Origin of the sequence: Pseudomonas triticicola (genome assembly GCF_019145375.1) — a bacterium.
Lineage (GTDB): Bacteria > Pseudomonadota > Gammaproteobacteria > Pseudomonadales > Pseudomonadaceae > Aquipseudomonas > Aquipseudomonas triticicola.
The window spans coordinates 268,014-279,796 of the sequence record NZ_JAHSTX010000002.1; the positions used below are offsets into that span (position 1 = coordinate 268,014).

At 62.2% G+C, this 11,783-nt stretch carries 12 protein-coding genes; 7 read left to right on the forward strand and 5 right to left on the reverse strand.

Annotation, left to right across the window (positions count from 1 at the left end):
- Positions 1-2: 2 nt before the first annotated feature.
- The 6 genes from thiL (at position 3) to KVG85_RS23065 (ending at position 4,209) form a co-directional block, all read left to right on the forward strand.
- Positions 3-968 carry a thiamine-phosphate kinase gene (gene thiL, locus KVG85_RS23040; RefSeq protein ID WP_217865120.1) on the forward strand — a complete coding sequence of 322 codons (966 nt, stop codon included), beginning with the start codon at positions 3-5 and terminating at the stop codon, positions 966-968.
- Positions 965-1,468 carry a phosphatidylglycerophosphatase A family protein gene (locus KVG85_RS23045; protein ID WP_039761886.1) on the forward strand — a complete coding sequence of 168 codons (504 nt, stop codon included), beginning with the start codon at positions 965-967 and terminating at the stop codon, positions 1,466-1,468. Before thiL ends, KVG85_RS23045 begins: the two co-directional genes overlap by 4 nt.
- 25 nt (positions 1,469-1,493) lie before the next feature.
- On the forward strand, positions 1,494-2,231 hold the full coding sequence (locus KVG85_RS23050; RefSeq protein WP_217865121.1) for a substrate-binding periplasmic protein: 738 nt from the start codon (positions 1,494-1,496) through the stop codon (positions 2,229-2,231).
- A gap of 144 nt (positions 2,232-2,375) precedes the next feature.
- Complete coding sequence (gene ribA / locus KVG85_RS23055; protein WP_024014485.1) at positions 2,376-2,993, forward strand: GTP cyclohydrolase II; 618 nt, start codon at positions 2,376-2,378, stop codon at positions 2,991-2,993.
- On the forward strand, positions 2,990-3,409 hold the full coding sequence (locus KVG85_RS23060) for an MFS transporter (RefSeq protein ID WP_217865122.1): 420 nt from the start codon (positions 2,990-2,992) through the stop codon (positions 3,407-3,409). Before ribA ends, KVG85_RS23060 begins: the two co-directional genes overlap by 4 nt.
- Positions 3,409-4,209, forward strand: a complete 801-nt coding sequence (locus tag KVG85_RS23065; protein ID WP_217865123.1) for a cobalamin-binding protein — start codon at positions 3,409-3,411, stop codon at positions 4,207-4,209. The genes KVG85_RS23060 and KVG85_RS23065 overlap by 1 nt, the downstream gene beginning before the upstream one ends.
- Positions 4,210-4,314: 105 nt before the next feature.
- Here the strand turns inward: KVG85_RS23065 and KVG85_RS23070 are convergent, their stop codons facing one another.
- From KVG85_RS23070 to KVG85_RS23090, 5 genes are all read right to left on the reverse strand, one after another.
- Entirely contained in the window at positions 4,315-6,201 is a 1,887-nt protein-coding gene (locus KVG85_RS23070) for a TonB-dependent receptor domain-containing protein (protein ID WP_217865124.1), read from the reverse strand.
- 140 nt (positions 6,202-6,341) lie between these two features.
- Complete coding sequence (dxs, locus tag KVG85_RS23075) at positions 6,342-8,240, reverse strand: 1-deoxy-D-xylulose-5-phosphate synthase (protein ID WP_217865125.1); 1,899 nt, start codon at positions 8,238-8,240, stop codon at positions 6,342-6,344.
- A 91-nt stretch (positions 8,241-8,331) separates the two neighbouring features.
- A complete protein-coding gene (gene ispA / locus KVG85_RS23080; protein WP_217865126.1) occupies positions 8,332-9,219 on the reverse strand; it encodes a (2E,6E)-farnesyl diphosphate synthase in 888 nt (295 codons plus the stop codon).
- The gene (locus tag KVG85_RS23085) at positions 9,216-9,458 is read right to left on the reverse strand and encodes an exodeoxyribonuclease VII small subunit (protein WP_016772991.1); all 243 of its coding nucleotides are present in this window, start codon (positions 9,456-9,458) and stop codon (positions 9,216-9,218) included. The genes ispA and KVG85_RS23085 overlap by 4 nt, the downstream gene beginning before the upstream one ends.
- A 105-nt stretch (positions 9,459-9,563) precedes the next feature.
- Complete coding sequence (locus KVG85_RS23090; protein ID WP_217865127.1) at positions 9,564-10,697, reverse strand: Fic family protein; 1,134 nt, start codon at positions 10,695-10,697, stop codon at positions 9,564-9,566.
- A 278-nt stretch (positions 10,698-10,975) separates the two neighbouring features.
- Between KVG85_RS23090 and KVG85_RS23095 the strand changes: the two genes are divergently transcribed.
- Complete coding sequence (locus tag KVG85_RS23095) at positions 10,976-11,767, forward strand: YfaP family protein (protein ID WP_217865128.1); 792 nt, start codon at positions 10,976-10,978, stop codon at positions 11,765-11,767.
- The last annotated feature ends 16 nt before the right edge of the window (positions 11,768-11,783 follow it).

The following is an 11,783-nucleotide window of genomic DNA, read 5'->3' on the forward strand; positions in this document are numbered from 1 at the left end:
CCATGGGCGAGTTTGAGCTGATCCGCAATTTCTTCGCCGCCGCGCCTTGTGCGCAGGGCGGCGAAGGCGTTGCTCTGGGGATCGGCGACGACTGCGCCTTGCTGGCGGTTCCCGCTGGGGAACAGCTGGCGGTTTCTACCGATACGCTGGTGGCCGGTGTGCATTTCGCCGACCCCTGCGATCCGTTTCTGCTCGGTCAGCGCTCGCTGGCCGTCGCGGTCAGTGACCTGGCCGCCATGGGCGCCGCGCCCGTTGCCTTTACCCTTGCCCTGACCTTGCCGACGGTGACTGCCGATTGGCTGCAAGCCTATGCCCGTGGTTTGAACCGCATGGCGCAAAGCTGCGGCGTGGCGCTGGTCGGCGGCGATACCACGCGCGGACCGTTGAGCCTGACGGTCACCGTGTTCGGCCGCGTACCCGCTGGCCAGGGACTGACCCGCAGCGGTGCGCAGGCCGGTGATCTGCTCTGCGTCGGCGGCGAACTGGGCAATGCCGCCGGCGCCTTGCCGCTGGTATTGGCCCAACGTGATGCCGAAGCGCATATCGCGCAGCCGCTGCTCGAGCATTACTGGTCGCCACAACCGCAACTGGCCCTCGGTCAGGCGCTGCGCGGCAAGGCCACGGCGGCGCTGGACATCTCCGACGGCCTGCTCGCCGATTGCGGACATATCGCGCTGGCGTCGAAGGTACGACTTGAGATTGAACGCGAGCGTGTACCGTTGTCGGATGCTTTAGTCGCGTTTCTCGGTCAGCGCGGTGCCGAGCGCGCGGCATTGAGCGGTGGTGATGATTACGTATTGGCCTTCACCTTGCCGCCCGCCGAGTTGCCGGCACTGCTGGCCGACGGCTGGCCGATTCATGTGATCGGCCGTGTGCTGCCGGGCCAGGGCGTGCTGCTGCTGGACCGCGACGGGCGCGACATCACTCCGCAGATTCGCGGCTACCAACATTTTCAGGAGACACCGTGACAGATCACCCGAAACAGGTCCCTGCCGAATTCGTGCCTCCTTCGGTCTGGCGCAATCCGTGGCATTTCCTCGCGTTCGGCTTCGGCTCCGGCACCTTGCCAAAAGCGCCGGGCACGTGGGGCTCGCTGGTGGCGCTGCCGTTCATTCCGCTGTGGCAGATGCTGCCCGACTGGGGCTACTGGCTGATGCTCGGCATCACCATGCTGTTCGGCTTCTGGCTGTGCGGCAAAGTCGCTGACGATTTGCGCGTGCACGACCACGAAGGCATCGTCTGGGACGAAATGGTCGGCATGTGGATCACCCTGTGGCTGGTGCCGGAAGGCTGGTACTGGTTGCTCGCGGGTTTTCTGGTGTTCCGCTTCTTCGATATTCTCAAGCCGTGGCCGATCCGCTGGATCGACAAGCATGTGCATGGCGGCGTCGGCATCATGCTCGACGACGTGCTGGCCGGTGTGTTTGCCTGGCTGGCGATGCAAGGGCTGGTCTGGGTTTTCGCCTGATTCGACTCACGTGAGGAAACACGCAATGCTGCGACGCGGGTTGGCGCTGCTGCTTCTGGCTCTGCTGGGCACGTTCGCCCATGCGCAGGCCGCCGTGCCTGTGCCTACGGTGATCCATCTGGCCAGCGAAGACTGGGAGGATTACACCGCCGCCGATGGCCATGGTCTGGCCTGGGACGTGTTGCGCAAAGTGTTCGAGCCGGCCGGTGTGAAGCTGGATATCCGCACGGTGCCGTACACCCGTTCGATCGGGCTGGTGCAGTTGAAGGAGGTCGACGCATTGGTCGGCTCCTACCGCGACGAAGCCGAGCACGTGCTGTACCCGCAATCGAAGTTCGATTCTGATCACATCTACGCGCTGGGCCTGTCCAGCAGCCCGCCGCCGACCCAGGCGACCCTGGGCAAATATCGTCTGGCCTGGGTGCGCGGCTACCGCTACGAAAACTACTTGCCGAACATCCAGCGTTTCAACCAGATCGAACGACGTACCGGCATTCTGCTGATGCTCAAGCAGGGCCGGGCGGATTACTACATCGATGCGCTGACCGAGATTGAAGCGGTCGTGCGCGATGCCGCGGATCCAGCGCAGTATCGCTATTCGCATCTGGCTGAGTTGCCGCTGTTTCTCGGTTTCGCCGATACCCCACAGGCTCGCGCGTTGATGGCGCTGTATGACCGGCGCATGGCGGAACTGGTCAAGAGCGGAGAGTTGAAGCCGGTCTTCGAGAAGTGGCAGCAGCCGTATCCGTTTGATCCAAAATGATCACAATATCCTGTGGGAGCGCATGGCAGCTGTCATCAAACTTTTTGATGGTTATGCCCGATAATTCAGCCTAAGCGTCTGTAGGAACCTGCTGTTACAATGCCCGCCTGCGAATTTTCAGTCTTCTAGATCAGGAGCACATCGGTGCCTGTCGTCTTCGTCGCCGCTTCCAAGCTGCCAACGCCTTTTGCGCAATTCACCATGCACGGCTTTCTCGATGAGAGCACCGGGCGTGAGCACGTCGTGCTGAGCCTCGGTGAAATTGCCGATGGCGCCCCGGTACTCGGTCGCCTGCATTCCGAATGCCTGACCGGCGATGCCTTGTTCAGCCAGCGTTGCGACTGCGGCTCGCAATTAGAGGCAGCTTTGCAGGCGATTGCGCGCGAAGGCCGTGGCGTGCTGCTGTATCTGCGTCAGGAAGGGCGCGGCATCGGTCTGCTGAACAAGATCCGCGCCTATGAATTGCAAGACGGCGGCGCCGATACCGTGGAAGCCAACGAGCGTCTGGGCTTTGCCGCCGATCAGCGCGACTACGCCATGTGCCTGCCGATGCTTGAGCATCTGGGCGTGAAATCCCTGCGCCTGATGACCAACAACCCGCGCAAGGTCAAAGCGCTGACCGACATGGGCATCGTCGTCGCCGAGCGTGTGCCGCTGCACACCGGGCACAATCCGCACAACAAACTCTACCTGGCGACCAAGGCCAGCAAGCTCGACCACATGATGGGCAACGAGCATCAGGGCGAGGTCGACCGCGCGTGACCCGCGGCCAGGTACGGCGGCGGTTGGCGGTGGCCTGGTGGCAATACCTGGCGCTGGCGCTGTTGCCGCTGTTCGTGCTCAACGCGCTGTTCGGTGAAGGCCAGGGCCTGTTGCCAGTGATGGCAATGCCTTTGTTCATCGCTGGCGTCGCCTCGATGTTTGTCAGCCTGAAGTATTTCGCCCGCTACAAACATGCCCTGATCGCCACGCAAAAAGCCCTCGATACCGCCGAAGAACCCGCCGCCTGGATTGCCCTTGCGGCGCGTCGGCGTGCGGCGTTGCTGGTGGCGTCTTTGCCGGCCTGGATCGGCGCACTGGCGGTATTCGTCGGCCTCGAAGCCGTGCCGTTGATGTTGCTGGCGCTGTCCACCGCCGTGCTGTTCTACCTCTATCGTATTCCGCGTCAACTCGGTTGATGCCTCGCCTGTGGCTGGCGGTTGTGCTGCTCGTTCTGAGCAGCCCGGTGCTGGCTGCAATGCGGGTGGTCAGCCTCGCCCCCTCGCTGTCTGAAATCGTCGTTGAACTGGACTCTGCCGACCTGTTAGTCGGCGTGCTGGATGCGGGCGAGCGGCCGGCGGCGATTGCCGATGTTCCATCAGTGGGTCGCTACGGCCAGCTCGACATGGAGCGCTTGCTCAGCCTGAAACCGGATTTGCTGCTGCTCTGGCCCGGCAGTGTTGGCGCGGGGCAGCGTGATCAGCTCAAGCGCCTGAACATTCCGACCTTCGTCGCCGAGCCGCACACGTTGACGCAACTCGCGGCGCAGATCGAAGCCATTGCCGAACAGCTCGGGCGTCCTGAGCGCGGGGCGCAACGAGCGGCCGAATTGCGTAAACAACTGGATGACCTTCGTCAGCGTTATCGTCGTGATGTGCCGCTGCGGGTGTTTTATCAGGTCTGGGACAAGCCGCTTTACACCGTGGGGGGCGGGCAGATCATCAGCGATGCGCTTGAGGTGTGCGGCGCGCGCAATGTCTTCGCCGAGCTGAATCTGCCGGCACCGCAGGTGAGTATCGAGGCTGTGTTGCAGCGTGATCCGGAAGTGATTGTCGCCGGTGATCAGGCCCAGCTAGGAGCGTGGAAGACCTGGCCGCAGGTGGCAGCAGTCAGGCAGGGGAGACTGCTATTGGTCACTGACAAAGGCCTCGAGCGACCAAGCGGGCAGATGATTAGCGCCACCGCCAAACTCTGCCAGTTGATCGCGCCGGACATGTAGGAGCTGCCGAAGGCTGCGATCTTTTGATCTTGATCTTCAGCGCTCTTGGCACCTTCAAAAGCAAGGTCAAAAGATCGCAGCCTTCGGCAGCTCCTACATTGGATCTCAGCGAATTTCCGGGGTCCATGTCACCCCAAACATCCATGCCCGACCTTCCTCGCGATAGCCATACTGCGCGCCGTCATAGCTGTAGTTCGCCCGGCTGTAGCCCTTGTCCAGCAAGTTGTCCACCTTCAGATCCAGCTTGATCTCACGGTTCAGCGCCCAACTGCTGCGCAGCCCGAGCGTGCCGTAGCCGCCCAGCGACTGGGTGTTGTTCAAGTCGTCGTAACTGCCGCTGACCAATTGCCAACTGGCGCCGAGTCCCAAGCGATCAAACTGCCGATCCACATCCCAACTGGCCGTGCGCCGCGCCCGTCGCGCCAGCGTATGCCCGGTATCGCGATCTCGCGGATCAATGATCGCCACGCCGAGATTGCTCTGCCAGCCAAACAGCTCCTGCTTCAACGCTGCTTCAAAACCGTTGATGCGCGCTGACGCAACGTTCTGTGGGCGTGAGTTGCTGCCGAAGATGATCGCGTCTTCCAGGTCGGTACGGTAAATCGAGGCTTCCAGCCGCGCGCTGTCGCTCAACTGGCTGCGCCATTGCAGTTCGTAGCTTTTCGAAGTTTCCGGTTTCAGGTCGGGATTGCTGAAATCCGGGTAGTACAGGTCGTTGAAGGTCGGCGCGCGGAAACCTTCGCTGTAGCTCAGCAGCACGTCGTTGTCCGGGTTCAGCGGCAGGGTGAAGGTGCCGCTCCAGGTGTTCTGGCTGCCGAACTGCTGGTTGTCGTCGTGGCGCAGGCCGATCTCGGTAGAGAAGCTGTCGGCCTGGTAGCGATGCTGGATGAACGCGGCGCGATTCCAGCGGCTGTCCTCGTCAAACGCAGTGCTGCTCTTGACCCGGTCTTCATACCAGTCGCCGCCCAGAATCAGGCTGTTGCGCGCGTTCAGCGTCAGGTCGTTCTGCCAGTTCACCGAGTCGCGATAGGTGTTGAACACCGTGCGCTCGTCACTGAGCTTGTCGAAAGTCTTCTCGCGGTTTTCGCTGTGGCCGAATTCAATGCGGGTTTTCCAGGTTTCGTTGACCCGCGCATCGACGTAACTGCTGACGCTGCTGACATTGAAATCACTGTATGGCTGCTGTTGCACCGACTCGAAAGTGTCCATGTCGAAGCGGCCGAACGGGTTGTCGAATTCGCTCCTGCCACGGTTATCCAGCAGATTGGCGCCGACTTCGACGTCATCGGTCAGCGCGTGGCTGAGGCTCAGGCTCAGGGATTTGTTGCGGTAGGCGTCATGGTCGCTGTCGCTTGGATACGACTCGTGGGTACGGTCGAGCCCGGCCGTTTCGTCGAGGCTGGCGCCAAGGTTGAAGCGGGTTTTGTCGTCGCCGCCGGACAAGCCGAGGCTGCGTTCCCATGTCTGCTGACTGCCAAAGCCCAGATGCAGGCGTGGCTGCAAGCCTTGCTCGGTGCCGCGCCGGGTGAAGATCTGGATCACCCCGCCAATCGCGTCGCTGCCGTAAATCACCGAGCGCGAACCGCGCAGCACTTCGACGCGCTCGATCTGCTCGATGTTCAGATGCTGCAGGTTGCTGTCGCCGGAAGTCGAGTTACCGATGCGCTGGCCATCGACCAGCACCAGGCTCTGCGCCGATTGCGTGCCGCGAATGTAGATCCCCGGCAGACTGCCGCGCCCGCCAGTCTGCGCCACTTGCACGCCGGGCACGCGCCGCAGCAGATCGGGCACGTCGCTTGGTTGCAGGCGATCAATGTCTTCGCGGGTGAACACGGTGTTGGCGGCGCTGCTGTCGTTGCGCGCCTCGACCTGACGATTGGCGCTGATCAGCGTGTCCGGCAGCTTCAGCGCCTGATCGCGTTCGAATGTATCGGCAAGGACGCTGGCGGTTGGCAGCAGGAGGAAGGGCAGGGCGAGGCGCGAGAGGTTCATGGACAGTCCAACGGGAGTTTCAGGTGTACACAAATCAAATGTGGGAGCGAGCCTGCTCGCGAAGGCGGTGTATCAGTCAGCACATCGTTGACTGACAGTCCGCTTTCGCGAGCAGGCTCGCTCCCACAAGGGTATTGCGTTTATTGGGCGAGCAATGCCAGCCGCTGGCGAATCGACGCTTCGATCCCGGCCTCATCCAGCCCGCACTCGGCAAGCATCTGCGCCGGTTTCGCATGCTCGACGTAAATGTCCGGCAAGCCCAGATGCAGCATCGACTTGAGGATGTTTTCGCGGGCGAGAAATTCGCTGACCGCGCCGCCGGCGCCGCCCATGATTGCGTTCTCTTCGATGGTCACCAGCAACTCGTGGCTAGCGGCGATCTCGCGTACCAGCGCTTCATCCAGCGGTTTGACGAAGCGCATGTCGACCACGGTGGCGTCGAGTTTCTCGGCGACTTTCAAGGCTTCGCTCAGTTGCACGCCGAACACCAGCATGGCGACCTTGCTGCCCTGACGACGGACGATGCCCTTGCCGATTTCGATCGCTTCGAGATCTTTTTCGATGATTGCATTCGGGCCGCTGCCGCGTGGGTAACGCACCGCCGCCGGGCCGTTGTAGAGGTGGCCGGTGGTGAGCATCTTGCGCAGTTCGTTTTCATCGCTCGGGGTCATGATGACCATGCCCGGGATGCAGCGCAGGTACGACAGGTCGTAGCTGCCAGCGTGGGTCGGGCCGTCTTCGCCGACCAGGCCGGCACGGTCGATGGCGAACAGCACGTCGAGGTTCTGCACGGCGACGTCGTGTACCAGTTGGTCGTAACCGCGTTGCAGGAATGTCGAATAGATCGCCACCACCGGTTTCGCGCCTTCGCAGGCCATGCCGGCAGCGAAAGTGACCGCGTGCTGCTCGGCAATCGCCACGTCGAAATAACGCTCGGGGAAGCGCTCGCTGAACGCCACCAGATCCGAGCCTTCCTTCATCGCCGGGGTAATTCCGACCAGACGAGCGTCAGCCGCCGCCATGTCACACAGCCACTCGCCAAACACCGCCGAATACTTCGGCCCGCTGACGGCTTTCGGCGCAGCGGCGGGGGCGTCCAAAGGTTCGAGTTTGGTGATGGCGTGGTAACCGATCGGGTCGACTTCCGCCGGGGCGAAGCCTTTGCCTTTCTTGGTGACGATGTGCAGGAACTGCGGGCCTTTGAGATCGCGCATGTTGCGCAGCGTGGCGATCAAGGTGGGCAGATCGTGGCCGTCGATCGGGCCGATGTAATTCCAGCCCAGCTCTTCGAACAGGGTGCCAGGGACCAGCATGCCCTTGGCATATTCTTCGGTGCGACGGGCGATTTCCCAGGCGCCGGGCAGGCGCGAAAGGACTTTCTTGCTGCCCTCGCGCATGCTCGCGTAGGTGCGGCTGGAAAGGATCTTCGCCAGATAATTCGACAACCCGCCGACGTTGCGCGAGATCGACATATCGTTGTCGTTGAGGATCACCAGCATGTTGGCGTTGACTTCAGGCGCATGGTTGAGCGCCTCGAAAGCCATGCCGGCGGTCAGCGCGCCGTCGCCGATCACGGCGATGGCCTTGCGATCGCTGTCCTGCAGGCGGGCGGCAATGGCCATGCCCAGCGCGGCGCTGATCGAAGTGCTGGAGTGGCCGACGCCAAAGGTGTCGTACTCGCTCTCGGAGCGGCGCGGGAATGCGGCAATGCCGTCCTTTTGACGCAGGCTGGCCATGCGCTCGCGGCGACCGGTGAGGATCTTGTGCGGATACGCCTGATGCCCGACGTCCCACAGCAGACGGTCGTCCGGGGTGTCGAAGACGTAATGCAGCGCGATGGTCAGCTCGATCACGCCCAGGCCGGCACCGAAATGCCCACCGGTCTGGCCGACCGTGTAGAGCAATTCCAGGCGCAACTCATCGGCCAGGGTTTCCAGCTCGGCTTCGCCTAACCGGCGCAGGCCGTCCGGCGTGTTCGCGCGGTCGAGCAGGGGCGTGGTCGGGCGCTTGCGGGGAATCTCATGAAACGTCGTGGGCATCAGGCGAATCGTTATAGGTATAAAAGATGCGGCAGTTTACCTGATGCATCGCCCCCTGCCCACGCGTTGGTCTTTTTTGGCCGATACGCCGTCAGTTGCGTCGCTCGACGATATACCGCGCCAGCTCGCGCAACGGCTCGGCGGCCGCGTCAAACGGTCGCAGCGCCTGCAGAGCCTGATCGCGCAGTTCCAGAGCGTAGGCCTTGGCGGCGTCGAGGCCGAGCAGCGCCGGGTAGGTTGGCTTGTCGCGGGCAATGTCGGCGCCCTGCCGTTTGCCGAGGGTCGCGGTATCGCTTTCCACGTCGAGGATGTCGTCCTGCACCTGAAAGGCCAGGCCGATGGCCTGTGCATAAGTCTGCAATGCCTGCAGCTGATCAGGCTGGGCGCGGCCGCTGGCCAGGGCACCAAGCTTGACGCTGACCTCAATCAGCGCGCCGGTCTTGTGCCGGTGCATCTGCTCGAGGGCTGTTTGATCGAGTTTGAGACCGACCGAACCGAGATCGATGGCTTGGCCGCCGACCATGCCCGCCGGACCGGCTGCATGGGCCAGCGCATTGACCATCTGCAGACGGATGTCGCTGCTGCAATCGCTCAGGCGCGGGTCGAGCAGGGCGCTGAAGGCCAGGCTCTGCAAGCCGTCACCGGCGAGGATCGCGCAGGCTTCGTCGAATTTCTTGTGGGTCGTCGGCTGGCCGCGACGCAGATCGTCATCGTCCATCGCCGGCAAATCGTCATGCACCAGCGAGTAGGCGTGGATCAACTCGACCGCACACGCCGCGCCGCTGGCCTGTTCAGCCTTTGCGCCGAGGGCTTCGCACGCCGCGTAAGCCAGCAACGGGCGCACGCGCTTGCCGCCGTTCATCACGCTGTAGCGCATCGCTTCGTAGAGCCGCGCCAGTTCCGGCAGCGGCGCGTTGAACAGCGTTTCCAGCGCCGCGTTGACCCGGGCCTGACTGCTCGCCGAATACGCCGCGATCATTCTGGCTCATCCGCGTCGAAGGGTTCCTCGGCGAGCTCGCCATCGCGCTCCAGCAGCACCTGCACTTTCTGCTCGGCCTGGGCCAGCGCCGCCTGGCAGTCACGGGTCAGGCCGATGCCCTGCTCGAAAGCGGTCAGCGAGTCTTCCAGCGACAATTCACCGTTCTCCAGACGCTCGACCAGTGTTTGCAGGTCGGCGAGGGATTGTTCGAAATCCAGTGCAGCTTTTTTGCGGGCCATGGCGGCAAATTCCGGTAGACGTTAAACCGGCGCGACACTAGCAGATAGGGGGGGTATGGGCAAATGAGCGGGCCGTCGCCAAGCCTCTCCATAACGGTCGGCGAGTCAATCCGGATAGTTGATTTTGTAACGCGTACTGCGTCCGCCGCCCGGCAGGCGTTGCAGGCAGCCCTTGTCCAGCAACTCCGCCAGATGCCGCGTCGCGGTGGCTTTGGAAACTTTCGCAACCGCTTGATATTGCCCTGCGCTGAGGCCCTGTTCGAAACCGCGCTCACCGCCATCGAGCAAGCGATTGAGCACTTTGATCTGCTCCGCTGAAAGGTCGGATTCGCGGTGCGCCTGCCAGAAGCGAGTCTTGCCCAACACCGAATCTATCCGGGTGATGGCTTGCTGCAGGCTGCGCAGCAGTGTCTGCAAAAACCAGGTCAGCCATTCGGTGATATCGAGCGTGGCCTTTTGGCTCGACTCCAGAATCCGGTAATAACCGGCGCGATCCTCGAGAATGCTTGCGGACATCGCGTAGAAGCGGATCGCCTGCGCTTCGCCTTGAGCCAGCGCCAGATCGGTGATGGTGCGGGTCAGACGACCGTTGCCATCGTCGAAAGGGTGCAGAGTGACAAACCAGAAATGCGCGATGCCAGCGCGTAACAGCGGATCCAGCGAAACCTGATCGCGGCTGGCTTCGAACCAGCTCAAAAAACGCTCAATTTGCTGTTCCAGCCCTTGGCGCGGTGGCGCCTCAAAGTGAACCGTTGGCCGGTCGAGTCGTCCGGACACCACCTGCATCGGTTCGTCGCCGCGCAAGGTACCGACGAGTATTGGCCGCGCGCTGAACATCGCTTCCTCGGCGGGGAAAAGCCAGGTGTGCCATTCCAGCAATCGGGCCAGAGTCAGCGGCTCGTCGAAGCCATGGGTGGCATCGAGCATCAATTGCGCCAAGCCCTCGCTACGCTGGCTGACGCTATCGCGATCAATCCATTCCAGACCCAGGCGCCGGGCCAGAGAAGAACGCACGGAGCCGACATTCAGTTGCTCACCTTCGATGGCGGAGGAGGTGACGATGTTCTGAAGCAACGCATCGAGCTCGCTCTGTGCGCTCATCGAATCGCCCACTGAGCCGGCCATTCCCAAGAGTCGGCCCTGCGTCTGCACGCACTCGCGCAGCAGCGGGGCGAGGCGCTCGGCTTGCCAATTGAAGTCGGGCCAATCCGGTTGTTGCCAGATCCAATGTGCGGTCATTGATCACCTGTCGTAGAAGCGTGAGCCGAATAAAAACGTTATTCGGCTCATTTGGTGAGCCGAATATGCCGGCTATTCGGCTCATCGTCTACCCGGATGGCGCGATTCCTACAGCAATCACACATGTATCCGATTGTTAAAAAACTGCCGAATCGCTACTCTTCGCCGCTTCTACGGCCTCGACAGTTGCGGGGCATTCAGACGAAACGCAGTTCACCGCTGTGAAGTACCGAGGATCGGGTGCAAGGTTTCGTTCAAGGCATGGCAGGAGGCGTCACATGCGTTCATTTCTTTTGCTGCTGATCGGCCTCGCCTGCGCGCCTGCGCTGTGGGCGGCGCCGACTGCAGATTTGTCCGAGCCGGTCGGCGGCTGGCGTTATCACGGCTTGCTCGATCGCTCGGAAAATCCGCAGGTCGCCTACCCGACGCCGCCGATCGATCGCGGCATCCAGCGCAATCGCACGATGATCCAGGGCCAGCTCAAAGCCCTCGGGCACATGCGTCCGCCGCACAGCCTCGCAGTCAACGGCAATCCATTGAATCTGTACACCGACGATCAGGGGCGTTTTGCCCGGCCTTACGCCTTCGGCGCCGGCTCCAACAGCGTCGAAGTGATCAGCGCCGAGGGCCAGTCGCTCAAGCGCGTGCAATTTTATGAAGCAAATAATCTGCGCACGCCGGCGAAGATTCGTCTTGTCTTGGGATGGGACGACCCGAAAGCCGAGCTGGATCTGCATATTGTCACCCCCGACGGTCAGCATGCCTTTTGGGCACGGCCGGCGCTGAGCAATGGCGGCGGCCTCGACCCGGATGGTGTCGACGGCCCGGGCCCGGAAATGTTCACCATGACCGCGCCGCTGCACGGCACCTATCTGGTCTACGTCAACTATTGGGGCAACTACGGCGATGGTGGCTATAACTTCGAGGAAACCAGTAATCAGAACGAGGTGATCACCTCGCAGATCACCCTGGTGCTCAACGAAAACACCGTCGACGAAAAACGCGAAACCTTCATCGTGCCCCTGCGAGCGATCGGTGATCTGCTGTTGGTCAAGACTTTCAACTATTAAGCATCCCGCCACGGAT